Source organism: Enterobacter sp. WCHEn090032 (assembly GCF_003986875.1).
Lineage (GTDB): Bacteria > Pseudomonadota > Gammaproteobacteria > Enterobacterales > Enterobacteriaceae > Enterobacter > Enterobacter sichuanensis.
This window is the reverse complement of sequence record NZ_RXRN01000018.1, coordinates 39,035-65,571: the sequence shown is the minus strand read 5'-3', so window position 1 is coordinate 65,571 and position 26,537 is coordinate 39,035. Positions and strand designations below refer to the sequence as shown.

26 protein-coding genes and 1 other RNA gene are annotated in these 26,537 nt (G+C 55.7%); 19 read left to right on the top strand and 8 right to left on the bottom strand.

All coding sequences use genetic code 11. The annotated features are described in order from the left end of the window. Window positions 1–36: 36 nt before the first annotated feature. From pgk to EKN83_RS15865, 5 genes are all read left to right on the top strand, one after another. On the top strand, window positions 37–1,200 hold the full coding sequence (pgk, locus tag EKN83_RS15885; RefSeq protein WP_023309116.1) for a phosphoglycerate kinase: 1,164 nt from the start codon (window positions 37–39) through the stop codon (window positions 1,198–1,200). 92 nt (window positions 1,201–1,292) lie between these two features. Next, window positions 1,293–2,372: a class II fructose-bisphosphate aldolase gene (fbaA, locus tag EKN83_RS15880; RefSeq protein ID WP_008499731.1), complete on the top strand. Its 1,080-nt coding sequence runs from the start codon at window positions 1,293–1,295 to the stop codon at window positions 2,370–2,372. Between the two features lie 186 nt (window positions 2,373–2,558). After that, on the top strand, window positions 2,559–3,413 hold the full coding sequence (mscS, locus tag EKN83_RS15875; RefSeq protein ID WP_095450743.1) for a small-conductance mechanosensitive channel MscS: 855 nt from the start codon (window positions 2,559–2,561) through the stop codon (window positions 3,411–3,413). A gap of 146 nt (window positions 3,414–3,559) precedes the next feature. Beyond that, on the top strand, window positions 3,560–4,195 hold the full coding sequence (gene argO, locus EKN83_RS15870) for an arginine exporter ArgO (RefSeq protein ID WP_025757735.1): 636 nt from the start codon (window positions 3,560–3,562) through the stop codon (window positions 4,193–4,195). Between the two features lie 92 nt (window positions 4,196–4,287). Beyond that, complete coding sequence (locus EKN83_RS15865) at window positions 4,288–5,019, top strand: oxidative stress defense protein (RefSeq protein ID WP_025757736.1); 732 nt, start codon at window positions 4,288–4,290, stop codon at window positions 5,017–5,019. A gap of 42 nt (window positions 5,020–5,061) precedes the next feature. Here EKN83_RS15865 and argP read toward each other — a convergent pair whose 3' ends face one another. Next, window positions 5,062–5,955, bottom strand: a complete 894-nt coding sequence (gene argP, locus EKN83_RS15860) for a DNA-binding transcriptional regulator ArgP (RefSeq protein WP_008499727.1) — start codon at window positions 5,953–5,955, stop codon at window positions 5,062–5,064. 127 nt (window positions 5,956–6,082) lie between these two features. Here argP and rpiA point away from each other — a divergent pair, with 127 nt between their 5' ends. Both rpiA and serA read left to right on the top strand, forming a co-directional pair. Continuing rightward, on the top strand, window positions 6,083–6,742 hold the full coding sequence (gene rpiA, locus EKN83_RS15855) for a ribose-5-phosphate isomerase RpiA (RefSeq protein WP_126801267.1): 660 nt from the start codon (window positions 6,083–6,085) through the stop codon (window positions 6,740–6,742). Window positions 6,743–7,009: 267 nt separating this feature from the next. Further along, the gene (gene serA / locus EKN83_RS15845; RefSeq protein WP_094919346.1) at window positions 7,010–8,242 is read left to right on the top strand and encodes a phosphoglycerate dehydrogenase; all 1,233 of its coding nucleotides are present in this window, start codon (window positions 7,010–7,012) and stop codon (window positions 8,240–8,242) included. A 100-nt stretch (window positions 8,243–8,342) separates the two neighbouring features. Here the strand turns inward: serA and EKN83_RS15840 are convergent, their stop codons facing one another. From EKN83_RS15840 to zapA, 3 genes are all read right to left on the bottom strand, one after another. Next, window positions 8,343–8,939, bottom strand: a complete 597-nt coding sequence (locus EKN83_RS15840) for a 5-formyltetrahydrofolate cyclo-ligase (protein ID WP_095450496.1) — start codon at window positions 8,937–8,939, stop codon at window positions 8,343–8,345. A 24-nt stretch (window positions 8,940–8,963) separates the two neighbouring features. Next, window positions 8,964–9,147: non-coding RNA, 6S RNA (gene ssrS / locus EKN83_RS15835), on the bottom strand. Between the two features lie 41 nt (window positions 9,148–9,188). Further along, window positions 9,189–9,518: a cell division protein ZapA gene (gene zapA / locus EKN83_RS15830; RefSeq protein WP_006811891.1), complete on the bottom strand. Its 330-nt coding sequence runs from the start codon at window positions 9,516–9,518 to the stop codon at window positions 9,189–9,191. A gap of 168 nt (window positions 9,519–9,686) precedes the next feature. Between zapA and EKN83_RS15825 the strand changes: the two genes are divergently transcribed. The 8 genes from EKN83_RS15825 to EKN83_RS15790 all read left to right on the top strand — a co-directional run bounded on the left by EKN83_RS15825 (window position 9,687) and on the right by EKN83_RS15790 (window position 19,718). Beyond that, complete coding sequence (locus EKN83_RS15825) at window positions 9,687–10,265, top strand: YecA family protein (RefSeq protein WP_024906571.1); 579 nt, start codon at window positions 9,687–9,689, stop codon at window positions 10,263–10,265. Window positions 10,266–10,296: 31 nt separating this feature from the next. Beyond that, window positions 10,297–11,610 carry a Xaa-Pro aminopeptidase gene (gene pepP, locus EKN83_RS15820; RefSeq protein WP_126801276.1) on the top strand — a complete coding sequence of 438 codons (1,314 nt, stop codon included), beginning with the start codon at window positions 10,297–10,299 and terminating at the stop codon, window positions 11,608–11,610. After that, the gene (gene ubiH, locus EKN83_RS15815; protein ID WP_047959426.1) at window positions 11,607–12,785 is read left to right on the top strand and encodes a 2-octaprenyl-6-methoxyphenyl hydroxylase; all 1,179 of its coding nucleotides are present in this window, start codon (window positions 11,607–11,609) and stop codon (window positions 12,783–12,785) included. Before pepP ends, ubiH begins: the two co-directional genes overlap by 4 nt. A 12-nt stretch (window positions 12,786–12,797) precedes the next feature. Then, on the top strand, window positions 12,798–14,000 hold the full coding sequence (ubiI, locus tag EKN83_RS15810) for an FAD-dependent 2-octaprenylphenol hydroxylase (protein WP_126801266.1): 1,203 nt from the start codon (window positions 12,798–12,800) through the stop codon (window positions 13,998–14,000). Between the two features lie 396 nt (window positions 14,001–14,396). Next, a complete protein-coding gene (gene gcvT / locus EKN83_RS15805) occupies window positions 14,397–15,491 on the top strand; it encodes a glycine cleavage system aminomethyltransferase GcvT (RefSeq protein WP_025757745.1) in 1,095 nt (364 codons plus the stop codon). Window positions 15,492–15,514: 23 nt separating this feature from the next. Next, window positions 15,515–15,904 carry a glycine cleavage system protein GcvH gene (gene gcvH, locus EKN83_RS15800; protein WP_126801265.1) on the top strand — a complete coding sequence of 130 codons (390 nt, stop codon included), beginning with the start codon at window positions 15,515–15,517 and terminating at the stop codon, window positions 15,902–15,904. A 126-nt stretch (window positions 15,905–16,030) separates the two neighbouring features. Next, on the top strand, window positions 16,031–18,904 hold the full coding sequence (gcvP, locus tag EKN83_RS15795) for an aminomethyl-transferring glycine dehydrogenase (protein ID WP_126801264.1): 2,874 nt from the start codon (window positions 16,031–16,033) through the stop codon (window positions 18,902–18,904). Between the two features lie 70 nt (window positions 18,905–18,974). Beyond that, window positions 18,975–19,718, top strand: a complete 744-nt coding sequence (locus tag EKN83_RS15790) for an SDR family oxidoreductase (RefSeq protein WP_045285852.1) — start codon at window positions 18,975–18,977, stop codon at window positions 19,716–19,718. Window positions 19,719–19,786: 68 nt separating this feature from the next. Here EKN83_RS15790 and bglA read toward each other — a convergent pair whose 3' ends face one another. Both bglA and EKN83_RS15780 read right to left on the bottom strand, forming a co-directional pair. After that, window positions 19,787–21,220 (bottom strand): 6-phospho-beta-glucosidase BglA, encoded by a 1,434-nt coding sequence (gene bglA / locus EKN83_RS15785; RefSeq protein ID WP_045285851.1) that lies wholly within the window; start codon window positions 21,218–21,220, stop codon window positions 19,787–19,789. A gap of 116 nt (window positions 21,221–21,336) precedes the next feature. After that, window positions 21,337–22,068 (bottom strand): MurR/RpiR family transcriptional regulator, encoded by a 732-nt coding sequence (locus EKN83_RS15780; RefSeq protein ID WP_025757752.1) that lies wholly within the window; start codon window positions 22,066–22,068, stop codon window positions 21,337–21,339. A 265-nt stretch (window positions 22,069–22,333) separates the two neighbouring features. Here EKN83_RS15780 and trhA point away from each other — a divergent pair, with 265 nt between their 5' ends. Continuing rightward, complete coding sequence (gene trhA, locus EKN83_RS15775) at window positions 22,334–22,993, top strand: PAQR family membrane homeostasis protein TrhA (protein WP_126801263.1); 660 nt, start codon at window positions 22,334–22,336, stop codon at window positions 22,991–22,993. Window positions 22,994–23,077: 84 nt separating this feature from the next. On the opposite strand, the gene ygfZ is transcribed toward trhA, so the two are convergent. Next, window positions 23,078–24,058, bottom strand: a complete 981-nt coding sequence (gene ygfZ / locus EKN83_RS15770; RefSeq protein ID WP_126801262.1) for a tRNA-modifying protein YgfZ — start codon at window positions 24,056–24,058, stop codon at window positions 23,078–23,080. A 294-nt stretch (window positions 24,059–24,352) separates the two neighbouring features. On the opposite strand from ygfZ, the gene sdhE reads away from it, so the two are divergent. Both sdhE and EKN83_RS15760 read left to right on the top strand, forming a co-directional pair. Continuing rightward, complete coding sequence (gene sdhE / locus EKN83_RS15765) at window positions 24,353–24,619, top strand: FAD assembly factor SdhE (RefSeq protein WP_025757757.1); 267 nt, start codon at window positions 24,353–24,355, stop codon at window positions 24,617–24,619. After that, window positions 24,600–25,010 carry a protein YgfX gene (locus EKN83_RS15760; RefSeq protein WP_025757758.1) on the top strand — a complete coding sequence of 137 codons (411 nt, stop codon included), beginning with the start codon at window positions 24,600–24,602 and terminating at the stop codon, window positions 25,008–25,010. Before sdhE ends, EKN83_RS15760 begins: the two co-directional genes overlap by 20 nt. 6 nt (window positions 25,011–25,016) lie before the next feature. On the opposite strand, the gene fldB is transcribed toward EKN83_RS15760, so the two are convergent. Beyond that, window positions 25,017–25,538, bottom strand: a complete 522-nt coding sequence (fldB, locus tag EKN83_RS15755; protein ID WP_025757760.1) for a flavodoxin FldB — start codon at window positions 25,536–25,538, stop codon at window positions 25,017–25,019. 101 nt (window positions 25,539–25,639) lie between these two features. On the opposite strand from fldB, the gene xerD reads away from it, so the two are divergent. Then, a complete protein-coding gene (xerD, locus tag EKN83_RS15750) occupies window positions 25,640–26,536 on the top strand; it encodes a site-specific tyrosine recombinase XerD (RefSeq protein ID WP_028016949.1) in 897 nt (298 codons plus the stop codon). Window position 26,537 lies beyond the last annotated feature (1 nt).

Here is a 26,537-nt window from a genome sequence, read left to right as displayed (position 1 = left end):
TCTGCAAAACTTTAAGAATCAACGAGAGGATTCACCATGTCTGTAATTAAGATGACCGATCTGGATCTGGCTGGTAAACGCGTTTTCATCCGTGCTGATCTGAACGTACCGGTTAAAGATGGCAAAGTGACCAGTGACGCGCGTATCCGTGCATCACTGCCAACCATCGAACTGGCTCTGAAGCAGGGCGCGAAAGTGATGGTTACCTCCCACCTGGGTCGTCCAACCGAAGGCGAGTACAACGAAGAGTTCTCTCTGCTGCCAGTTGTTAATTACCTGAAAGACAAACTGTCCAACCCGGTTCGCCTGGTAAAAGATTACCTGGACGGCGTTGAAGTTGCTGCCGGTGAACTGGTGGTTCTGGAAAACGTTCGCTTCAACAAAGGCGAGAAGAAAGACGACGAAACCCTGTCCAAAAAATACGCTGCACTGTGCGACGTATTCGTGATGGATGCTTTCGGTACGGCTCACCGTGCGCAGGCGTCTACCCACGGTATCGGTAAATTTGCAGACGTTGCGTGTGCCGGTCCTCTGCTGGCTGACGAACTGGAAGCACTGGGTAAAGCACTGAAAGAACCCGCTCGCCCAATGGTGGCTATCGTGGGTGGTTCTAAAGTGTCTACCAAACTGACCGTTCTGGATTCCCTGTCTAAAATCGCTGACCAGCTGATCGTTGGCGGTGGTATCGCGAACACCTTCGTTGCCGCTCAGGGCCACAACGTCGGTAAATCCCTGTACGAAGCAGACCTGGTTGACGAAGCTAAACGCCTGCTGGGCACCTGCGATATCCCGGTTCCAACGGATGTTCGCGTCGCAACCGAGTTCTCGGAAACTGCGACAGCGACCCTGAAATCTGTAAACGACATCAAAGATGAAGAGCAGATTCTGGACCTGGGCGACGTTTCTGCACAGAAACTGGCTGAAATCCTGAAGAACGCAAAAACAATCCTGTGGAACGGTCCTGTTGGCGTGTTCGAATTCCCGAACTTCCGTAAAGGTACTGAAATCGTTGCTAACGCTATCGCAGACAGCGAAGCGTTCTCTATCGCAGGCGGCGGTGACACTCTGGCAGCAATCGACCTGTTCGGTATCGCTGACAAGATCTCCTACATCTCCACTGGTGGCGGTGCATTCCTCGAATTCGTGGAAGGTAAAGTACTGCCAGCAGTAGCAATGCTCGAAGAGCGCGCTAAGAAGTAAGCCATTCAGGGGCAGGGAAACCTGCCCAATTTTCAGCGCGCTTTTAAGAGCTCGCACCTTTTCTAACGGCCGAAGATACAGGACTAAGCAACATGTCTAAAATTTTTGATTTCGTAAAACCTGGCGTGATCACTGGTGATGACGTACAGAAAGTGTTCCAGGTAGCTAAAGAAAACAACTTCGCTCTGCCAGCAGTTAACTGCGTGGGTACCGACTCCATCAACGCCGTACTGGAAACCGCTGCAAAAGTTAAAGCGCCGGTTATCGTTCAGTTCTCTAACGGCGGTGCTGCGTTTATCGCGGGTAAAGGCGTGAAAACTGACATTCCTCAGGGTGCTGCTATCCTGGGCGCGATCTCTGGTGCGCACCACGTACACCAGATGGCTGAACACTACGGTGTTCCTGTTATCCTGCACACTGACCACTGCGCGAAGAAACTGCTGCCGTGGATCGACGGTCTGCTGGACGCGGGTGAAAAACACTTCGCGGCAACCGGTAAGCCACTGTTCTCTTCTCACATGATCGACCTGTCTGAAGAATCCCTGCACGAAAACATCGAAATCTGCTCTAAATACCTGGCGCGCATGGCCAAAATGGACATGACCCTCGAAATCGAACTGGGTTGCACCGGTGGTGAAGAAGACGGCGTGGACAACAGCCACATGGACGCTTCTGCCCTGTACACTCAGCCAGAAGACGTTGATTACGCTTACACCGAGCTGAGCAAAATCAGTCCACGCTTCACCATTGCAGCGTCCTTCGGTAACGTACACGGCGTTTACAAACCAGGTAACGTGGTTCTGACCCCGACCATTCTGCGTGACTCTCAGGAATACGTGTCCAAAAAACACAACCTGCCGCACAACAGCCTGAACTTCGTCTTCCACGGCGGTTCCGGTTCTTCTGCTCAGGAAATCAAAGACTCCGTAAGCTACGGCGTAGTGAAAATGAACATCGATACCGACACCCAGTGGGCAACCTGGGACGGTATTCTGCAGTACTACAAAGCGAACGAAGCTTACCTGCAGGGCCAGCTGGGCAACCCGAAAGGCGAAGATCAGCCGAACAAGAAATACTACGATCCACGCGTATGGCTGCGCGCAGCGCAGACGTCCATGGTGACCCGTCTGGAGCAGGCTTTCAAAGAACTGAACGCGATCGACGTTCTGTAATCAGAGCTGCTAACAGCATCAGAAGGCCCGCAAATGCGGGCCTTTTTTTATGCTTTTTCAATAGCCTGTCGGGCTGGTTTTTGTGATCTGTTTGGCAAACCCGGTGCTTTTTGTTTACCCTTTACTGACCTGCCTGTCTCCACGGGGGATGGATTTTATGTTTGGGTTTAACAAAAGGAAGAATAAATGGAACAACTCGATGTTGTAGACAGCATCAATAACGCGGGTACCTGGCTGGTGCGCAACCAGGCTCTGCTGCTGAGCTATGCCGTGAACATCGTCGCGGCGATCGCCATCATTATCGTCGGGATGATCGTGGCGCGGATCGTATCGAACACGGCTAACCGCTTGATGGTTGGGCGACACATTGATGCCACTGTAGCTGATTTCCTCTCTGCGCTGATGCGCTACGGCATCATTGCCTTTACGTTGATTGCTGCATTAGGGCGAGTCGGGGTTCAAACTGCATCGGTGATCGCGGTGCTCGGTGCCGCCACGTTAGCGATTGGTATGGCGCTGCAGGGCTCGCTCTCAAACCTGGCTGCAGGTGTACTGCTGGTAACCTTCCGCCCGTTCCGCTCAGGTGAATATGTCGACCTTGGCGGCATTGCCGGAACCGTGCTGCAGGTGCAGATTTTCTCAACGACACTGCGTACCGTTGATGGCCGCATCGTGGTCGTGCCGAACGGGAAAATCATTGCAGGCAACATCATTAACTTCTCCCGTGAACCGGTGCGTCGTAACGAGCTGATTATCAGCGTGGCGTATGACTCTGATATCGATCAGGTGAAGACGCTGATTAGCAACATCATTGCCTCAGACGATCGCATTCTCAAAGACAAAGAGCAGACCGTTCGTCTGAACGAACTGGGGGCATCATCTATTAACTTTGTGGTCCGTATCTGGAGCAAGAGCAGCGATCTGCAAAACGTTTACTGGGACGTGCTGGAGCGTATTAAGCGCGACTTCGATGCCAACGGCATCAGCTTCCCGTACCCGCAGATGGACGTCAACGTCAAAAAAGTCAAAGAAGCAGAATAACATCATCCCTAGGCCCGGTACGCGCTCGCGACACCGGGCTTTAGTTTTTATAAGCCCCGCTAATCCCCAATTAATATTATCAATTTCCTCTAATGTGATTCGCGCAGTATAGTCTGCTTCCAGGACAATACAGTGAGAATATCGTCATGTTATCGTATTACTTTCAAGGGCTTGCATTAGGTGCGGCCATGATCCTTCCCCTCGGTCCACAAAATGCGTTTGTGATGAACCAGGGCATCCGCCGCCAGTATCATCTGATGATTGCCCTGCTGTGCGCGGTAAGCGATTTACTGCTGATCTGTGCCGGCATTTTTGGCGGTAGCGCACTGCTGATGCAGTCTCCCTGGCTGCTGGCGCTGGTTACCTGGGGCGGCGTGGCGTTCCTGCTCTGGTATGGTTTCGGCGCGCTGAAAACGGCCATGAGCAGCAACCTCGAACTGGCAAGCGCTGAAGTGATGAAGCAAGGGCGATGGAAGATTATCGTCACCATGCTGGCGGTGACCTGGCTTAACCCGCATGTTTATCTTGATACCTTCGTGGTGCTGGGCAGCCTGGGCGGACAGCTGGACGTTGAACCTAAACGCTGGTTTGCGCTCGGTACGGTAAGCGCCTCTTTCCTCTGGTTCTTCGGGCTCGCGATTCTGGCGGCCTGGCTGGCCCCTCGTCTGCGTACGGCCAAAGCGCAGCGGATCATCAACACGCTGGTGGGCGTGGTGATGTGGTTTATCGCCTTTCAGCTGGCAAAAGAGGGGATTCACCATGTCCAGCAATTGTTCAACTAAGCCTTGTCTTATGGACAACTGAACAAGACGCGCTAAGCTTGCTGGCATGCGCCCTGTTGTTGGGGCACTCTTTGCAACATGGAGGAATGACAGTGAAGTTTAAGGTGATGGCCCTGGCGGCATTAGTAAGTTTAGGTGCGGTGTCGGTGCAGGCAAGTGAACTGCCGGATGGTCCGCACATCGTCACGTCAGGCACCGCAAGCGTGGATGCGGTACCCGATGTTGCAACGCTGGCAATTGAAGTGAATGTGGCCGCGAAAGATGCGGCGTCTGCCAAGAAGCAGGCTGACGATCGCGTTGCGCAATACCTCTCTTTCCTTGAGCAGAACGGTGTCGGTAAAAAAGATATCAACTCCGCTAACCTGCGTACTCAACCCGATTACGACTACCAGAATGGCAAAAGTATCCTGAAGGGTTACCGTGCCGTGCGTACCGTTGAAGTGACCGTCCGTCAGCTGGATAAGCTAAACGCTTTGCTGGATGGCGCGCTGAAGGCGGGACTCAACGAAATTCGTTCCGTGTCTCTGGGCGTTGCGCAACCGGAGAAATACAAAGACCAGGCACGTAAAGCGGCAATTGATGACGCAATGCACCAGGCACAGCAGCTGGCTGCCGGCTTTAACAGCAAGCTCGGCCCGGTATACAGCGTGCGTTACCACGTCTCTAACTACCAGCCAAGCCCGATGGTGCGAATGATGAAAGCCGATGCGGCGCCGGTATCCGCTCAGGAAACTTACGAGCAGCCGACGATCCAGTTCGACGATCAGGTTGATGTGGTGTTCCAGCTGGAACCCGTTGCAGCACAGCCGAAACCTGCACAATAATCAACAGGCCGGGTAAGGCGTAGCCGCCACCCGGCTTTTCTTTTAATCCTGTCGCAACACCTTATGCCCGTAGGCCAGCAGCGCGTCGGTGACGTTGCGCATCATGCGGCTTTCTGGCGCAAAACGGTGCCAGTAGAGCATCCGGCGCTGATACAGCCCCGGCGTCAAATCAATCAGCTCTCCGCTTTTCAACTCTTTCTCAATCTGCAGATGCGGGATCATGCAGCAGGTCGTGCCCTGACGTGCAAGCTGCACAAAGGCTTCCGATGAGTTAACGATATGACACGGCACGCTGCCCGGCGGCAGGTCAAAGTTTTGCTGCAGGAACGCCTGATGCATATCGTCCAGATGGTCAAACGCCACGGCAGGCGCTTTCAGCAGCGCGGCGCGGGTCACGCCGTTGGGGAAATAGCGCTCGGCAAAGGCTTTTGAACCCACAAACAGGTAATCCAGCGCACCCAGCTGATCGACAAGACAGCTAGGAAGCGCCTGAGGCTGAATACTGACCGCCCCAACCACTTCACCACGACGCAGGCGCTCCTGGGTACGGGTCTCATCTTCAACCTGCAAATTCAGGCGGATAGGGGAGTCCGCTAATACCGGCGCAAGGGCCGGCAGCAGCCAGGTTGCCAGACTGTCGGCGTTAACCGCCAGAGAGAGCAGCAGCGGCGTAGAGCCCGTTTGTTCGTCACCCAGCCACTCATCTTCCAGCAGCTCAACCTGACGCAGCAGGGCGAGGAGCTTTTGTCCTTGCTCCGTTGGGCGAGGCGGCACGGTACGCACCAGCAGTGGCTGGCCGAACATATTTTCGAGCTGTTTGATACGCTGCGATACGGCGGACTGCGTGATGCAAAGCTTTTGCGCCGCGCGCTCAAAACCTCGTTCACGAATAACTGCATCAAGTGCCTGTAGTGTTCTGTAGTCCGGACGTTTCATTGCTCTGGCTGGCTCCTTAATTTTGCTTATTCTGCACTATGACACAATTTTCCCTTCGTGGCAGACGAATTCCATTCGACGTGTTCTATAATGCGCCCTGAGTTTTCACACCACAGGCAAAACGATCATGACGCAGGATGAACTGAAAAAAGCAGTAGGATGGGCCGCTCTCCAGTACGTACAACCGGGCAGCATTGTCGGTGTTGGTACCGGGTCGACGGCGGCGCACTTTATCGATGCGCTGGGCACGATGAAAGGGCAGATTGAGGGGGCTGTGTCCAGCTCTGATGCTTCCACGGAAAAGCTGAAAAGCCTCGGCATTACCGTTTTCGATCTAAACGACGTTGATCGTCTGGGCATTTACGTTGATGGCGCGGATGAGATCAACGGCCATATGCAGATGATCAAAGGCGGCGGCGCGGCGCTGACCCGTGAAAAAATCATCGCCTCCGTTGCGGATAAGTTCATCTGCATCGCTGATGCGTCCAAGCAGGTCGATATTCTGGGTAAATTCCCGCTGCCGGTTGAAGTGATCCCGATGGCACGCAGCGCCGTGGCGCGTGAACTGGTCAAACTGGGTGGACGTCCGGAATATCGCCAGGGCGTAGTGACCGATAACGGCAACGTGATCCTCGACGTTCACGGTCTGGAAATTCTCGACGCGATTGCGCTGGAAAACGCCATCAATGGCATTCCGGGCGTTGTCACTGTAGGGTTATTTGCCAACCGTGGCGCGGATGTGGCGCTGATTGGTACGGCTGACGGTGTGAAAACCATCGTAAAATGATCTGACGGGGGGCGCTCACCCCCCGCTAAAAAATTTTTGAAAAGCTAAATTCGGTGACTTGTGTCACGTTTTTACGCCTCGTTTGCCGATCCTGCCACGTACGTAAAATTCCGCAGCATTTTCCTCTGTCATTTCGCCCTGTATGACTTTTCTTCAGAGTGCCGACGCAAACGTTCATATTGCTGCAATAGTTTTTTTTGATATGTTGGCTAGAGCGGATTTCAATCCAGCACAACATCAGTTCAGATAAAATACAGGGTCGGGTAAATGGCAAAGGTATCACTGGAGAAAGACAAGATTAAATTCCTGCTGGTCGAGGGTGTGCATCAGAAAGCACTCGATAGCCTTCGTGCGGCAGGTTACACCAACATCGAATTCCATAAAGGCGCGCTGGATACCGAAGAGCTCAAGGCAGCCATCCGGGATGCTCACTTCATTGGCCTGCGATCCCGTACCCACCTGACTGAAGATGTGATTGCCGCGGCGGAAAAGCTGGTTGCCATCGGTTGTTTCTGCATCGGTACCAACCAGGTTGATCTGAACGCCGCCGCTAAGCGCGGTATTCCTGTATTCAACGCACCTTTCTCCAACACCCGTTCCGTGGCGGAGTTAGTGATTGGCGAATTGCTGCTGTTGCTGCGCGGTATCCCGGAGGCTAACGCCAAAGCGCACCGTGGCGTCTGGAACAAACTGGCTACAGGTTCATACGAAGCCCGTGGTAAGAAACTGGGTATCATTGGTTATGGCCACATCGGTACTCAACTCGGGATTCTGGCGGAATCTCTGGGGATGCACGTTTACTTTTATGACATTGAAAGCAAACTGCCGCTGGGTAACGCCACTCAGGTTCAACATCTCTCCGACCTGCTGAACATGAGCGATGTGGTCAGCCTGCATGTGCCGGAAAACGCCTCCACCAAAAACATGATGGGTGCGGAAGAACTGGCGCTGATGAAGCCGGGTTCACTGCTGATCAACGCCGCGCGCGGTACGGTTGTCGACATTCCTGCCCTGTGTGATGCGCTAAAACGCAAACATCTGGCAGGTGCCGCGATTGACGTCTTCCCGACTGAGCCTGCGACCAACAGCGATCCGTTTAACTCTCCGCTGTGCGAGTTCGATAACGTGATCCTGACGCCGCACATCGGCGGTTCGACTCAGGAAGCGCAGGAGAACATCGGTCTGGAAGTGGCGGGTAAACTGAGCAAATACTCCGACAATGGCTCGACGCTCTCCGCCGTTAACTTCCCGGAAGTGTCTCTGCCGCTGCACGGTGGCCGTCGTCTGCTGCACATTCACGAAAACCGTCCAGGCGTGCTGACTGCCATCAACCAGATCTTTGCTGAGCAGAGCGTCAACATCGCTGCGCAGTATCTGCAAACCAATTCGCAGATGGGCTACGTGGTTATTGATATCGAAGCGGATGAAGACGTTGCCGAGAAAGCGCTGCAGAGCATGAAGGCGATTCCAGGGACGATTCGCGCACGTCTTCTTTACTGATAGTGCGGGCTGTGTGTCGGGTGGCGCTTACGCTTACCCGACCTACAAAGTTCGAGGATTTATGTAGGCCGGGTAAGCGTAAGCGCCACCCGGCTTTATTCTACCAGGTCCAGGTTTTACTGGGCGTTACTACCGCCGGCAACGGCACATCCCACTTCTCGACCGGCAAAGATTCCACCGCCTGACAATCATGCGCGTAACCCACCGGCTGTAAACCGTATTGCTGCCAGTTTTGCAGCGTCCGGTCGTAAAAACCGCCGCCCATGCCCAAACGCTGACCCTGTTCATCAAACGCCACCAGCGGCGTGACCAGCACATCCAGTTCGGCAAGCGGCAGCACGTCGCGCACGTCGAGTTTGGGTTCTGTGATTTTCAGACGATTCACCACCAGCTCGCTGTGCGGGTGGTAGTGCAGAAACAGCAGGTTTCCTTTGCTAAACGGATGCAGCACCGGCAGATAGACCTTCTTCCCGGCTCGCCAGAGTTGCTCGATTAGCGGTTGGGTATCCAGTTCACCATCAAACGACAGAAACAGTGCGACCGTATGCGCCATCACAACAGGGGGATACGCCATCATGCGAGCGGCGGCCTGTTGAGCAAAATGCGCTTGCTGTTCTGAGGTTAACGCACGACGGCGTTGACGAATAAGCTGACGAATATCCTGGCGTGAGGCAGAAACTTCAGGGAATTGAGTCATGGTAGTCGGTAGAAGAAAAGGAAGGGAATCTCCGAGATGCCGCCGCAGGCTGTAACCCTTGAACCCTTGGTTCAAGGTGAATGTGTCGTCATAGTTTTAAGGCTTCTCGGACGGACCGAGCATGCTCACCAACCATGGAGCGCCACATTCTTGTGGTATGAAATATCGGCTCAGGGGACTGGCCCGCTTGCGAACATCTCAGAGAAATTTTGTCTTCACAGTTACTCTACCATAGTCAACTGAGAAGTGTTATTCAAACTTTGGTCCCGGTCTTTCGGGATTGCGACCCTGATCAAGCAATGCCTGTTCAATGGTCTGCTGGAGCATTTTAATGCGCTGCTCCATGCTTGCCGCGTAGTCGCGGGTTTTCGCTTTTTCCTGAGTCAGTTCATAGCTGATGTTCAACGCGGCGATGAAAACCAGCTGCTCAGTATTTGTGACTCTAGTGCGTTCTTTTAGATCTTGCAACCGCTGATTCAAATCGTCCGCGGCCTGATTCAAAGCATCCCTTTGTTCAGGCGGACAATTCACTCGCAGTGAACGGCCAAAAATCTGGAGATCGACGGGTTGTGCAGACATGCCACCTTCCTGCTGATTGACTGCGCTGCCTTCGCCTGATGCCCCGGGGGCTGCGAAGGGGCGACACTATAGCTACCCTGATGTGAAGATACAAGCCCTTTTCTGGTATCACCAGGGTCCAAAGTGGTAGCATATCATGAAACTTCCCCCCAATGATGACGAATGCGCATGTCTATACAGAACGAAATGCCTGGTTACAAGGATTTAAACCAGTTACTGAACCAGCAGGGAGTCGGTTTAACCCCTGCCGAAATGCACGGTCTGATCAGTGGCATGCTGTGCGGCGGAAACAGCGACAGCTCATGGCAGCCGCTGATCCACGACCTCACGAATGAAGGGCTGGCGTTTGGTCACGAGCTGGCGGAAGCGCTGCGTAAAATGCATGCCGCCATCAGCGATTCGCTGGAAGACGATGGCTTCCTTTTTCAGCTTTATCTGCCTGAAGGCGACGACGTCAGCGTGTTCGATCGCGCCGATGCGCTGGCGGGTTGGGTAAATCATTATCTGCTGGGTCTGGGCGTCACGCAGCCTAAACTGGATAAAGTAACCGGCGAAGCGGGTGAAGCGATCGACGATCTGCGCAACATTGCCCAGCTTGGCTACGATGAGGACGAAGACCAGGAAGAGCTGGAAATGTCTCTCGAAGAGATCATTGAGTACGTGCGCGTGGCGGCACTGCTGTGCCATGACAACTTTACGCGCTCACAGCCGACCGCGCCGGAAGTCCGCAAGCCAACCTTACATTAAGAAAAATAACGCACAGGAGGGTGTCATGGTTATCTCGAGTCAAGAGTATTCGCGCCGCCGTCAGGCGCTGCTGGCAAAAATGCAGCCGGGCAGCGCCGCGCTGATTTTCGCTGCGCCCGAAGTGACGCGCAGCGCCGACAGCGAATATCCCTATCGCCAGAGCAGCGATTTCTGGTACTTCACCGGCTTTAACGAGCCGGAAGCAGTACTGGTGCTGATTAAGAGCAATGACACTCACAACCACAGCGTGATTTTTAACCGCGTGCGCGATCTGACGGCCGAAATCTGGTTTGGTCGCCGCTTAGGGCAGGAGGCCGCACCGGAAAAACTGGGCGTTGATCGTGCGCTGGCGTTTAGCGAAATCAACCAGCAGCTCTACCAGTTGCTTAACGGCCTCGACGTGCTCTATCACGCACAGGGCGAATATGCGTACGCCGATGAGATTGTTTTCACCGCGCTGGATAAGCTGCGCAAAGGCTCGCGGCAGAACCTCTCCGCGCCCGCTACCCTAACGGACTGGCGTCCGGTGGTGCATGAGATGCGTCTGTTCAAATCTGAAGAAGAGCTGAACGTGATGCGCCGTGCGGGCGAAATCAGCGCCCTGGCACACACCCGCGCCATGGAGAAGTGCCGTCCCGGGATGTTCGAATATCAGCTGGAAGGCGAAATTCACCACGAATTTAACCGTCACGGCGCGCGTTATCCCTCTTACAACACCATTGTTGGCGGCGGGGAAAACGGCTGCATTCTGCACTACACCGAAAACGAAAGCGCGCTGCGCGATGGCGATCTGGTGCTTATCGATGCTGGTTGCGAATATCAGGGCTACGCGGGGGATATCACCCGCACCTTCCCGGTGAACGGTAAATTTTCACCGGCACAGCGCACTATTTACGACATCGTGCTGGAATCCCTTGAGACGGCGCTCAACCTGTATCGCCCGGGGACCTCCATGCAGGAAGTGACCGGCGAAGTGGTACGCATCATGATTACCGGTCTGGTCAGGCTCGGGATCCTGAAAGGGGATGTGGAGACCCTGATTGCTGAAAATGCGCATCGACCGTACTTCATGCACGGCCTGAGCCACTGGCTGGGGCTGGATGTCCATGACGTTGGTGCGTATGGCGCCGACCGTTCGCGCGTGCTGGAGCCGGGCATGGTATTAACCGTGGAGCCGGGGTTATATATCGCGCCGGATGCCGACGTGCCTGAAGAATACCGCGGGATTGGCATTCGTATTGAAGACGACATTGTCATTACCGAAACCGGTAATGAAAACCTGACCGCGAGTGTCGTGAAAAACGCTGACGATATCGAGGCGCTGATGGCAGCGGCGCGCGCATGAGCGTGATTATCGTGGGCGGCGGCATGACCGGGGCCACGCTGGCGCTGGCCATTTCGCATTTGACGCAGGGCCAGCTTCCGGTGCACCTGGTGGAAGCCGTTGCGCCAGAGGCGTCGAATCACCCTGGTTTTGATGCCCGCGCCATTGCGCTGGCGCAGGGAACCTGTCAGCAGCTTGCGCGTATTGGTATCTGGCAGGCGATAGCCGACCGTGCCACGGCGATCGGTACTGTTCACGTCAGCGATCGCGGCCATGCTGGCTTTGTCACGCTGGAGGCGCAGGATTACCGTATTGATGCCCTGGGTCAGGTCGTTGAGCTACACGATGTGGGTTTACGTCTGTTCCGCCTGCTTCAGGATGCGCCGGGCGTGACGCTGCATTGTCCGGCACGCGTGGCAAGCGTAAGCCGCAGTGAAGCGTCGGTCAGCGTGACGCTGGAAAACGGCACCGTGCTGGATGGCCAACTGCTGGTTGCCGCAGACGGTTCGCGCTCGGCGCTCGGCACCCAGTGTGGCGTGGAGTGGCGTCAGCAGCCTTACGGGCAGGTGGCGGTTATCGCCAACGTCTCTACTGCTGCAGAACACAACGGCAGGGCGTTTGAACGCTTTACGCAGCATGGTCCGCTGGCGATGCTGCCGATGTCGAACGGTCGCTGTTCTCTGGTCTGGTGTCACCCGCAGGATAAGGCGGAAGAGGTTAAGGCCTGGTCAGACGAACGTTTTTGTACCGAGCTTCAAAAGGCGTTTGGCTGGCGGCTGGGGCGCATTACCCATGCCGGCAAGCGGACGGTATATCCTCTTTCATTAACCACCGCGTCGCAGTCCATCTCCCATCGTCTGGCGCTGGTCGGTAATGCCGCGCAGACGCTGCACCCCATTGCGGGGCAAGGCTTCAACCTTGGGTTACGCGACGTGATGAGTCTGGCAGAAACGCTTTCGCAGGCGTGGGGCGAGCAAAAAGACTGTGGCGCATATCAGGTGCTCAGTCATTACCAGAAGCGACGCCAGGCGGATAAAGAGGCGACAATCGGTGTCACCGATGGCCTGGTTCATCTGTTTGCCAATCGCTGGGCGCCGCTGGTTGCGGGCCGCAACCTCGGGCTGATGGCGATGGAACTATTCATACCGGCACGTGACGTGCTGGCGCAGCGGACTCTTGGTTGGGTCGCGCGTTAAGGAGTTATCACCGTGCAAAATGTTGATGTCGCTATCGTTGGCGGCGGTATGGTTGGACTGGCGCTGGCCTGTGGCTTACAGGGCAGCGGCCTGCGCGTGGCGGTGCTGGAACAAAAGCAGCCCCAGCCGGTAGCCCAGGATGCGCAGCCGGAACTGCGCGTCTCGGCAATCAATGCGGCCAGCGAAAAGCTGCTGACGCACCTTGGCGTCTGGTCGGATATCGTGGCGCAGCGCGCCAGCTGCTATCACGGTATGGAAGTGTGGGACAAAGACAGCTTTGGCCATATTGCTTTTGATGATGAAAGCATGGGCTACAGCCACCTTGGCCACATTATTGAGAATGCCGTTATTCATCATGCGCTGTGGCAAAAAGCGCAGTCCTGTAGCGATGTGACCCTGATGGCACCCGCGCAAATCCAGCAGGTGGCGTGGGGGGAAAACGAGGCGTTTATCACCCTGCAAAGCGGCGACATGCTGACCGCGCGTCTGGTGGTGGGGGCTGACGGGGCGAACTCCTGGCTGCGTAATAAAGCCGATATCCCGCTGACCTTCTGGGATTACCGTCATCACGCGCTGGTCGCGACGATCCGCACCGAAGAGCCGCACGGCGGCGTGGCGCGGCAGATTTTCCACAACGACGGCATACTGGCGTTCCTGCCGCTTGCCGATCCGCACCTGTGCTCGATTGTCTGGTCGCTGGTGCCGGAGAAAGCCCGGCAGATGCATGAGGCGACGCCGGATGCCTTTAACCAGGCGCTGTGCGTGGCGTTTGATAACCGCCTTGGCCTGTGCTCGCTTGAGAGCGAGCGGCAGGTGTTCCCGCTAACTGGCCGTTACGCGCGCCAGTTTGCGGCGCACCGTCTGGCGCTGGTGGGGGATGCAGCGCATACCATTCATCCGCTGGCCGGGCAGGGGGTTAACCTTGGCTTTATGGACGCGGCGGAGCTGGTAGAAGAGCTGCGTCGTTTGCATCGCGAAGGGAAAGATATCGGTCAGCATCTCTATCTGCGTCGCTACGAACGCAGCCGCAAGCACAGCGCGGCGGTGATGCTGGCGGGTATGCAGGGCTTCCGCGAACTGTTTGCCGGTGCCAATCCGGCGAAAAAACTGCTGCGCGACATTGGCCTCAAGCTTGCCGATACCCTTCCGGGTGTTAAACCCCAACTCCTTCGTCAGGCGATGGGTCTGAACGACCTGCCGGACTGGCTACGCTAACTTAGACCCCCGTCACACTTTGTTTTCCCGGCCTCTGCGCCGGGGAAATTTCCTCGTTTGAAATATTCTAATTTCACGCCATTTTTCGCATTAGATATTCTAATGCCGCGTTTTTCTGGTTACGGAAATTCAGCCCGTTTTTCCGCATGAAATATCACCATGTGCTAAATCCTGTTAGCGTGATGTTAATTTTGTGCGGGGGTAATCGCATTTTTCCAGTGAATAACTCTGTAGGCTTTTCAGCGTTTTTTGGTCATAAGCTAATGTGATGACCCGTTTTACCTTATGGTTAACCGCCGGTTTCGGTGGTAAGTTCAGGTAAAAGAGAACGTTTGCGTCGGGCCTGATATCGGGGCCGATACCGGGTTTCACGGTGAATTTTTCAACGAGGACAAGATGGCTCAACAGACTCCTTTGTACGAACAGCACGTGTTATGCGGCGCCCGCATGGTGGACTTCCACGGCTGGATGATGCCGCTGCACTACGGCTCGCAGATTGATGAGCACCACGCGGTGCGCACCGATGCCGGTATGTTCGACGTGTCCCACATGACGATTGTCGATCTGCACGGTAGCCGCACCCGGGAGTTTTTGCGTTATCTGCTGGCAAACGACGTCGCCAAACTAAAAACGCCGGGTAAAGCGCTCTATACCGGCATGCTGAATGCCTCTGGCGGCGTGATTGATGACCTTATCGTCTATTACTTCACCGAAGATTTCTTCCGCCTCGTTGTAAACTCTGCCACCCGCGAAAAAGACCTCTCCTGGATCACCCAACACGCCGAACCGTATGCCATCGACATCACCGTCCGTGACGATCTGTCACTGATTGCCGTGCAGGGGCCGAACGCGCAGGCGAAAGCCGCGTCTCTGTTCAACGATGAGCAGCGTAAAGCCACTGAAGGCATGAAACCGTTCTTCGGCGTGCAGGCGGGCGATCTGTTTATCGCCACCACCGGCTACACCGGCGAAGCGGGCTACGAAATTGCGATGCCGAATGAGAAGGCAGCTGATTTCTGGCGTGCGCTGGTGGAAGCGGGCGTGAAGCCGGCTGGCCTTGGCGCGCGCGATACGCTGCGCCTGGAGGCAGGCATGAACCTCTACGGTCAGGAGATGGATGAAGGCGTCTCTCCGCTGGCCGCTAACATGGGCTGGACCATCGCATGGGAACCGGCTGACCGTGACTTTATTGGCCGTGAAGCGCTGGAGATGCAGCGCGAGAAGGGCACTGAACAGCTGGTTGGCCTGGTGATGAAGGAAAAAGGCGTACTGCGCGGCGAGCTGCCGGTGCGTTTTACCGATGCTGATGGCAATCCTCGCGAAGGCGTGATCACCAGCGGAACCTTCTCCCCGACGCTGGGCTACAGTATTGCACTGGCACGCGTGCCGGCAGGCATTGGCGAAACGGCGGTGGTGCAAATCCGCAACCGCGAAATGCCGGTCAACGTGACCAAACCGATTTTTGTTCGCGCCGGTAAGCCGGTCGCCTAACTATTTTTATCAGGAGAACTTCAATGAGCAATGTGCCAGCAGAACTGAAATACAGCAAAGAACACGAGTGGCTGCGCAAAGAGGCGGACGGCACTTACACCGTCGGGATCACCAAGCATGCGCAAGAGCTGCTGGGCGACATGGTGTTTGTTGACCTGCCTGAAGTCGGCGCAACCGTGAGCGCGGGCGACGACTGCGCCGTGGCAGAGTCCGTCAAAGCGGCATCAGACATCTACGCACCGGTAAGCGGTGAAATTGTCGCCGTCAACGACGCGCTGAACGACTCCCCGGAGCTGGTCAACAGCGAGCCTTATGGCGAAGGCTGGATCTTCAAGATCAAAGCCAGCGACGAATCGCAGGTTGCCGCGCTGCTGGATGCGACCGCGTACGAAGCCCTGTTAGAAGACGAGTAAGCCATTATCCCTCTCCCCTTTGGGGAGAGGGTAGGGTGAGGGGAACAGACGACACCCTCACCCCAGCCCTCTCCCTCAGGGAGAGGGAGAAAACACATTCACTGCACGTTTCAGGAACCATCGCTCATGACACAGACTTTAAGCCAGCTTGAAAACCGTGGCGCCTTCATTGAACGTCACATTGGGCCGGATGCTCAGCAACAGCAGGAGATGCTGAAGACGGTTGGCGCGGATTCATTAGACGCACTGATCGGCCAGATTGTGCCAAAAGACATCCAGCTTGCCACACCGCCTCAGGTGGGTGAAGCCACCACGGAATTTGCCGCACTGGCGGAGCTGAAGGCTATCGCCGGCCTCAACAAGCGCTTTAAGTCTTACATTGGCATGGGCTACACCAACGTGCAGTTGCCGCCGGTCATCCTGCGCAACATGCTGGAAAACCCGGGCTGGTACACCGCCTATACCCCGTATCAGCCAGAAGTCTCTCAGGGGCGCCTGGAAGCGCTGCTGAACTTCCAGCAGGTGACGCTGGATCTGACCGGAATGGACATCGCTTCCGCGTCTCTGCTGGATGAAGCTACCGCGGCTGCCGAAGCCATGGCGATGGCGAAGCGCGTCAGCAAGCTGAAAAATGCTAACCGTTTCTTCGTGGCGGCGGACGTTCATCCGCAGACGCTGGACGTGGTGCGTACCCGAGCGGAAACCTTCGGCTTTGACGTGATTGTCGACGACGCTGATAAAGTGCTGGATCACCAGGACGTCTTCGGCGTGCTGCTGCAGCAGGTGGGGACCACCGGTGAAGTTCACGACTACGGCGCACTGATTGCCGAGCTGAAATCCCGTAAAGTGGTGGTCAGCGTCGCTGCTGATTTTATGGCGCTGGTGCTGCTGACGGCCCCGGGTAAACAGGGCGCGGATATTGTCTTCGGCTCTGCACAGCGCTTCGGCGTGCCGATGGGCTACGGCGGTCCGCATGCGGCGTTCTTCGGCGCTAAAGATAAATTCAAACGCTCCATGCCTGGCCGTATCATCGGCGTCTCAAAAGACGCTGCCGGTAACACCGCGCTGCGCATGGCGATGCAGACTCGCGAGCAGCATATCCGCCGCGAGAAAGCGAACTCCAACATTTGTACTTCGCAGGTGCTGCTGGCCAACATCGCCAGCCTGTACGCCGTGTTCCACGGCCCGGCTGGCCTGAAACGCATTGCCAGCCGCATTCACCGTCTGGCCGATATTCTGGCCTGCGGCCTGCAGCAGAAAGGCCTCAAACTGCGCCATGCCCACTACTTCGACACGCTGTGTGTGGACGTGGCGGATAAAGCGGCAGTGCTGGCTCGCGCGAATGCCGCAGAGATCAACCTGCGCAGCGACATCCACAACGCCGTCGGCATTACGCTGGATGAAAGCACCACCCGCGACGATATTCTCAACCTGTTCAACGTGCTGCTGGGTGACGCGCACGGTCTGGACATTGACGCACTCGACAAAGAGGTCGCGCTCGACAGCCGCTCCATTCAGGACAGCATGCTGCGTAACGACGCGATCCTGACGCACCCGGTCTTTAATCGCTACCACAGCGAAACCGAGATGATGCGTTACATGCACTCTCTGGAACGCAAAGATCTGGCGCTGAATCAGGCGATGATCCCGCTGGGCTCGTGCACCATGAAGCTGAACGCCGCGGCAGAGATGATCCCAATCACCTGGCCTGAGTTTGCCGAGCTGCACCCGTTCTGCCCGCCAGAGCAGGCGGAAGGCTATCATATGATGATCAATCAGCTTTCCGACTGGCTGGTGAAGCTGACCGGTTACGACGCGCTCTGCATGCAGCCGAACTCCGGTGCGCAGGGTGAATACGCGGGCCTGCTGGCCATCCGTCATTATCACGAAAGCCGCAACGAAGGGCACCGCGATATCTGCCTGATCCCAAGCTCCGCACATGGTACCAACCCGGCCTCCGCTCAGATGGCGGGCATGGAAGTGGTGGTCGTGGCGTGTGATAAGAACGGCAACATCGATTTGGCCGACCTGCGTGCGAAAGCCGAGCAGGCAGGCGACAAGCTCTCCTGCATCATGGTGACCTATCCGTCCACCCACGGCGTGTACGAAGAGACCATCCGCGAAGTGTGCGAAGTGGTGCATCAGTTCGGCGGTCAGGTATACCTCGACGGCGCGAACATGAATGCTCAGGTAGGCATTACTTCTCCGGGCTTTATCGGCGCGGACGTGTCGCACCTGAACCTGCACAAGACCTTCTGCATCCCGCACGGCGGTGGCGGTCCGGGCATGGGGCCAATCGGTGTGAAAGCGCACCTGGCGCCGTTTGTCCCAGGCCACAGCGTCGTGCAGATCGAAGGCATGCTGACCCGTCAGGGGGCGGTCTCTGCGGCACCGTTCGGCAGCGCCTCTATCCTGCCAATCAGCTGGATGTACATTCGCATGATGGGCGCGGAAGGGCTGAAAAAAGCAAGCCAGGTGGCGATCCTGAATGCCAACTACATCGCGACTCGCCTGAAGTCGGCCTTCCCGGTGCTCTATACCGGCCGTGACGGTCGCGTGGCGCACGAGTGCATCCTCGATATTCGTCCGCTGAAAGAGCAGACCGGCATCAGTGAGCTGGATATCGCCAAGCGCCTGATTGACTACGGCTTCCACGCGCCAACCATGTCGTTCCCGGTAGCGGGTACGCTGATGGTGGAGCCAACGGAGTCCGAGAGCAAAGCCGAGCTGGACCGCTTTATCGACGCGATGCTGGCCATCCGCATGGAGATCGATCGCGTGCAGGACGGCGAGTGGACGCTGGAAGATAACCCGCTGGTTAACGCCCCGCACACCCAGCACGAAATGGTGGCCGAGTGGAACCACGGCTATTCCCGCGAGCTGGCGGTCTTCCCGGCAGGTGTGGCAAACAAATACTGGCCGACCGTGAAGCGTCTGGATGATGTGTACGGCGACCGTAACCTGTTCTGCTCCTGCGTACCGATGAGCGAATACCAGTAATCGCGCGTGTGAAGTCATGTAAGCCGGGTAAGGCGAAGCCGCCACCCGGCTTTTTTATTGGGAGAAGAGAATGGGCATTGCACTTGTGACCGGCGCGAGCCGCGGCATCGGGAAAGCCACCGCGCTGCAGCTGGCACGTGAAGGCTATACCGTGGCGGTAAATTATCATCACAACATCAAGGCCGCGACGGATGTTATCAACCAGATTGTCAATGCCGGAGGCAAAGCCTTTGCCGTTCGCGCAGACATCAGCGATGAAGCTCAGGTGCTGGCGATGTTTGACAGCCTCGATCGTGATGGCGAGCCGCTTACCGCGCTGGTCAATAATGCGGGGATCCTGTTTGAACAATCGACTATCGAGAATTTGTCCGCAGAGCGCATTAACCGCGTACTGGCAACTAACGTCACGGGTTACTTCCTCTGCTGCCGGGAGGCGGTCAAGCGCATGTCTTTTAAACATGGCGGCAAGGGCGGGGCGATAGTGAATGTCTCGTCAGCGGCGTCCCGACTCGGTGCGCCAGGCGAATATGTGGATTATGCCGCGTCCAAGGGAGCAGTTGACTCTCTGACCACCGGCTTAGCGCTGGAGGTAGCGGCGCAGGGTATTCGCGTAAACTGTGTACGACCGGGGCTGATTTATACCGATATCCATGCCTCAGGCGGGGAACCGGGCCGCGTGGACCGGGTGAAATCGTTACTGCCGATGCAGCGCGGCGGGCAGCCGGAAGAGGTGGCCCAGGCGATTGTCTGGCTGCTGAGCGAGAAGGCGTCGTACGTGACGGGGAGTTTTATAGAGTTGGCGGGCGGGAAATAACCCCTCACCCTAACCCTCTCCCCAAAGGGGAGAGGGGATCAATCGTAGCGCCGCCCGGCGTTACGGAGTTAGAGTTTCTCGCCGTTGCTGGCAATCACGCCTTTATACCACTCGAAGCTTTTCTTACGGGAGCGCGACATATCGCCCGTACCGTCGTCGTGTTTGTTCACATAGATAAAGCCGTAGCGCTTGCTGTACTGGCCGGTGGTGAACGACACGCAGTCGATACAGCCCCACGGCGTGTAGCCCATCAGATCCACGCCATCATGGGTTACGGCTTTGATCATCTCTTCCACGTGAGCGCGCAGGTAGTCGATGCGATAGTCGTCGTTGATGCTGCCGTCTTCTTCGACTTTATCGTAAGCGCCGAAGCCGTTTTCCACGATAAACAGCGGCTTCTGGTAACGCTCGTACAGTTCGCACAGCGAATAGCGCAGGCCCACCGGATCAATCTGCCAGCCCCAGTCGGAGGCCTTGACGTGCGGGTTTGGCACGCTGCCTTCAAAGCCCGAAATCGCATCTCCGGTGCCGCCTTCCGCTTTGACCGCGTTGGTCATGTAGTAGCTGAAGCCTAAGTAGTCGCAGGTACCTTCACGCAGGATCTGCTCGTCACCTGGCTCCATCCTGATGGAGAAGCCACGACGCTCCCACTCATTCAGCACGTAAGACGGGTAGTAACCGCGAAGCTGGACGTCGGTAAAGACATAGCGCTCGCGCATCGATTCCTGGGCGAACATCACGTCTTCCGGTTTGCAGGAGAAGGGATAGAGCGCCACCATGGCCAGCATGCAGCCGACTTTCATCTCCGGGTTGATACGGCGCGCGGCTTTTACCGCCAGGGCGCTGGCCACAAACTGGTGATGCAGCACCTGGTACATGGTCTCTTCCGGGTTGTCGTGATCGGTATAAACCACACCGGAGCAGCAATAGCCGAACAGCGGTGCACGCCAGTTACGCTGGTTGTTGATTTCGTTGAAGGTCATCCAGTATTTGACCTTGTTTTTGTAGCGCTCAAAAACCACTTCCGCGAAACGCACAAAGAAATCGACCACTTTACGGTTGGTCCAGCTGCCGTACTCCTGCACCAGGTGCAGCGGCATTTCGAAGTGGGAGAGGGTGATCACCGGTTCGATGTTGTATTTCAGCAGCTCATCGAACATGTCGTCGTAAAACTTCAGCCCTTCTTCGTTGGGCTGCGTTTCATCACCTTTCGGGAAGATACGCGTCCAGGCGATGGAGGTGCGGAAACATTTGAAGCCCATCTCGGCGAACAGCTTGATGTCTTCTTTATAGTGGCCGTGGAAGTCGATGGCCTCATGATTGGGGTAGTATTTACCCGGCACCACCTCCTGGGTGATCTCACGCGGCACACCGTGTGCGCCGCCGGTCAGAACATCACAAATGCTCGGCCCTTTACCGCCTTTATTCCAGCCGCCTTCCACCTGGTGAGCGGCAACGGCACCACCCCATAAAAAATCTTTTGGTAAGGTTAATTTTTTCATCGCTGCTATTCTCAATAAATGGCTTACTGGCATCGAGTCTAGCAAAGCGGAATTAAATGTCACGATATAACAATTTGCACTCAATGTGATTTGTTACATCAAAAAAACAGGATGTTTTATTCTGTCAGTTTCTTCGCCAGTTTACGGCCGAGAGATTCCAGAATATAGATGACGGGAATTTGCGTGGTAATATCGTAAACGCCCGCAATACGCGTCTGGGGGACATGCCAGGAGAGATTAAAGTCCGCCAGTTTTGCCAGACGCGAGTGCTCGTGGCTGGTAATGGAGAGCACCTTACAGTGGTGCAGGCTGAACTGGCTGGCGAAGCGCAGGATCTCTTCGGTCTCACCTGAGACGGAAAGGACAATGGCAAGTGCATTTTTCGCCATGTCATTGGTCACAGGGAAATACGGATCGTCGATATGGTTGCTGAATTTTCCAATATTTGAGAAGAAGCGTGCACCATATTTCGCCAGCGATCCAGATGTACCAGCGCCGACAAATATAATTCGCTCTGAAGATAAAATAATATCGACTGCATCATCCAGTAACGCATCGAACTCTTCGTTATTCACGCTCTTAAAAAAGCTGATAATTTCGCTGGCACCGAAATTCGCCTGTTGGGGCTCATTTTGCTCTAAATAGAGCTTAAAGCGCACGCGAAACTCCGAATAGCCTTCGCAGTTGAGTTTGCGGCAAAAGCGCAGGATCGTGGTGGTGGAGACCCCCGCCGCATCCGCCAGTTCGCGGATGGTCATGTACATCACTTTGTCACGGTTTTTAATGACATAGTTATAGACCATCATCTCAAGGTTATTGAGACTGGCAATGACGGAGTGGGTGAACATACTCACAATGGCATAACTCTCATTCAGACCTTATCTCCCCATCATAACATGCAGCCAGACGGCAGGTTCCATTTTTATGCCTTTGATTCATAATCATTAAATTTTTATGTGAACAAATGTTAGGTGAAAAATTTATTTATGCCTATGATTTTTAGGTATAAATTCTGAAATGAAATTATTTTAGCTAACAGGTGTTCACTGGAATCATTCTCAGTTAGCATAGTGATGCGATGAATAATCATCTTTTGTTTTCCCGGAGTTTTGTATGGTGAGTAGACCATTAATCGCACAGGGATATTCGCTGGCTGAGGAGATAGCCAACAGCATCAGCCACGGCATTGGCCTGGTGTTTGGGATTGTCGGTTTAGTGTTATTACTGGTACATGCGGTGGATACCAACGCCAGCGCGATGGCCATTACCAGCTACAGCCTGTATGGCGGGAGCATGATCCTGCTGTTCCTGGCCTCGACGCTGTATCACGCGATCCCGCATCAGCGGGCCAAGATGTGGCTTAAGAAATTTGACCACTGCGCTATCTATCTTCTTATTGCAGGTACCTATACGCCGTTTCTGCTGGTGGGGCTCAACTCACCGCTGTCGCGCGGCCTGATGATTGTTATCTGGAGCCTGGCGCTGCTGGGGATCCTGTTTAAGCTGACCATCGCGCACCGCTTCAAGGTGCTGTCGCTGGTGACTTATCTGACGATGGGCTGGCTGTCGCTGATTGTGGTGTATCAGCTGGCCGTCAAACTGGCGGTAGGAGGCGTGACCCTGCTGGCCTTAGGTGGCGTGGTGTACTCGCTCGGTGTGATTTTCTACGTCTGCAAGCGTATCCCCTACAACCATGCCATCTGGCACGGCTTTGTGCTGGGGGGCAGCGTGTGCCATTTTCTGGCGATTTATTTGTATGTGGGGCAGGTATAGTTTTTTGTCGGGTGGCGGCTTCGCCTTACCCGACCTACGGGATCTGTAGGCCCGGTAAGCGCAGCGCCACCGGGCGATACAGCATCACTCTTCCAGAGAATACGGCAGCGGCTCAATGCTCAGCGTATTCGCGTCGTCACGCACGCGGAACACGCTGTCGGCTTCCATGTCGTTATTCATCACCGCCTGCACCAGAAGACGTCCGTCATCCAGCTGTACGGCGGCTAACACGGTGCCGGTACGGCGCCAGTTATCACCCATCTTCAGCTCGAGATCTTCACCGGCTTCCGGTACGCGGCTGGCGTGACCTGCCAGCGTCCACAGCGCACGTTTGTTTGCCCCGCGGAATTTAGCCCGCGCGACCATCTCCTGGCCGGTGTAACAGCCTTTTTTAAAGCTGATGCCGCCCAGCGCCTGCAGGTTGGTGGCCTGAGGAATAAACTGCGCGCTGTTGGCCGCGTCAATGACCGGCAGGCCCGCTTCGATATTCAGCGCCAGCCACTGCTGGCTGTTGTTGAGCTGTGCTTCGCCGCGCAGCGCCTCGATTACGCGCTCGGCCGTTGCGGCATCCGTGACTAACAGGAAACGCTCCGCCGGGTGTTCAAACCACAGAATGGACGTCGCGCCTTCGCTGACCACCTGCTTTTCTGCATCCGGCAGTTCACTGAACAGGTTTTTCAGCGCCGCACGTGCCTGGAAGCCGGCCACGCCCAGCAGGACATGTTCGTCGTCCGGGGCGATAGTGACTTTGGAAAAGACGGCGTACTTTTTCAGCTCTTTGAGCTGTGCGTCACGCAGGCTGCGACGCTCAATAAAGGCAAAGCCGTCATGACGGCGGAACAGACGCAGGTTGCTCCACATCTTGCCTTTTGGGTCGCAGTGCGCGGCCAGCAGGTGCTGGTGTTCGGTCATCTGACTGACGTCGGCTGTCACCTGGCCCTGCAGGTATTTTTCGGCGTCGGCACCGGTGAGGGTTGCCAGCGCCCAGTCATCAAGAGAAATAAGCGTCAGCGGCAGACGCGCAGAGGCGGCGGGCTGGCGAGGAGAAAATGGTGTAAATGCCATAACGATATCCTGAATTGCTTAACGCTTTGATAATGCCTAATGGTAAAAGAGCCTGCAGGCAATGCAAGCGCTTTCAACAGGCCATTTGTGCCTTAAACCGCTTATGCGTAGCGCCACGCAAAATAGTGTAATCCGCTGTCTTCGTAGGGTTTATTCTGGAAGCTGACTCGTTGATCGCAATATTCCAGTAAAGAAACGGTCAAAAACACGTTACACTAACGAGTGTCCCCGAAGAGAAATAAAGAACACTGAACGGGGCGCCGACTGTGCCAAACGTAATGCAGGAAACTGAACATGGATATTAACAACAAGGCCCGTATCCACTGGGCGTGTCGTCGCGGCATGCGTGAGCTTGATATTTCCATCATGCCTTTCTTTGAATATGAGTATGACAGCTTAAGCGATGAGGATAAGCATCTGTTTGTTCGCCTGCTTGAGTCTGACGATCCGGATTTATTCAACTGGCTGATGAACCACGGCAAACCCGCCGACACCGAGTTGCAACGGATGGTGCAATTAATTCAAACACGGAATCGGGAACGTGGTCCTGTGGCAATCTGATCTTCGCGTCTCATGGCGCTCGCAGTGGATGTCGTTATTGCTCCACGGCCTGGTTGCGGCCATTGTGCTGCTGATGCCATGGCCGCTGAGCTACACGCCGCTGTGGCTGCTGCTACTGTCGTTTGTCGTATTTGACAGCGTACGCAGCCAGCGCCGCATCAATGCCCGTCAGGGAGAGATCAAATTACTGATGGATTCCCGCCTGCGCTGGCAGGGAACAGAGTGGGATATCCTCGGTATGCCCTGGATGCTCAATACTGGCATGATGTTACGGTTACGCAAGGTAGAAGGCGGACGTTGCCAGCATCTGTGGCTGGCCGCTGACAGTATGGATGCGGCCGAGTGGCGAGACCTGCGCCGTATGCTGTTGCAACAGACGACGCAGGGGTAATGCGCGTTAGCTAAACTTTTCCGCCATTTCGCCCAGAATCTGCTCGCACCAGGTTTGCAGGCGTTCATCGCTGAGATCGTACTGGTTGGTTTCATCCAGCGCGAGCCCGACAAACAGTTCGCCGTCGGCAATAATCGGTTTTTTACTGGTGAACTCATAACCTTCGGTTGGCCAGTAGCCGATAAACGACACCCCTTTCGGCGCCAGCTTATCATGCAGCATGCCCAGGGCATCCAGGAACCACTCCCCGTAACCCAGCTGATCCCCCATGCCGTACATGGCAACGATTTTGCCGTCAAGATTGACTGAATCGAGCTGATCCCAGATGGCTTCCCAGTCCTCCTGTATTTCACCGAAATCCCAGGTTGGGATGCCGAGGATCAGCACATCGTACTGTTCCATCAGCGCGACCGCGTCATCTTTCAGGTTATGCAACGTCACCAGTTCCGGGCCAATGATGTCGCGAATTTTTTCTGCCGCCATTTCGGTGTAGCAGGTGCTGGAACCATAGAACAGACCAATATTCATCGCGTAACTATCTCAATTCTTGCGTTGACTTTGCGCGTAGTGTACCAGAAACCGGTCACAATCAGGCATAATGGCCTGACTGCAGAATCAAAGGGGCTGACGTGGAAAAGGATCTCGCACTGATCGAACAGTTTCTCGATGCACTGTGGCTGGAGAAAAATCTGGCCGAGAATACCCTCAGTGCCTACCGTCGCGATCTCACCATGCTGGTGGAGTGGCTGGCGCACCGGGGGTTATCCCTTGCGAGCGCGCAAAGTGACGACCTGCAGGCGCTGCTCGGGGAACGTATCGCGGGGGGATACAAAGCCACCAGTTCCGCACGTTTGCTCAGCGCTATGCGTCGGCTGTTCCAGCACCTTTACCGGGAGAAGATCCGCGAAGACGATCCCAGTGCGCTGCTGGCATCGCCGAAACTCCCGCAGCGGCTGCCGAAAGATCTCAGCGAAGCACAAGTTGAGAGATTATTACAGTCACCGGCAGTTGACCTGCCGCTGGAGTTACGCGATAAAGCCATGCTTGAGCTATTGTATGCTACCGGCTTGCGCGTTTCGGAACTGGTTGGCCTGACGATGAGCGATATCAGCCTGCGTCAGGGCGTGGTGCGCGTGATAGGTAAAGGTAACAAGGAACGGCTGGTACCGCTGGGTGAAGAGGCGGTGTACTGGCTGGAAACGTACCTGGAGCACGGCCGTCCGTGGTTGCTCAACGGTGCGTCTATCGACGTCCTGTTCCCGAGCCAGCGCGCCCAGCAGATGACGCGGCAAACGTTCTGGCATCGCATCAAGCATTACGCCACACTGGCGGGTATCGACAGTGAAAAGCTGTCGCCGCACGTATTGCGTCACGCCTTTGCGACGCATCTGCTGAACCATGGCGCCGATCTGCGCGTGGTGCAGATGCTGCTGGGACACAGCGATCTTTCCACGACGCAAATTTACACCCATGTCGCGACGGAACGCCTGCGGCAGCTACACCAACAGCACCACCCTCGAGCGTGAG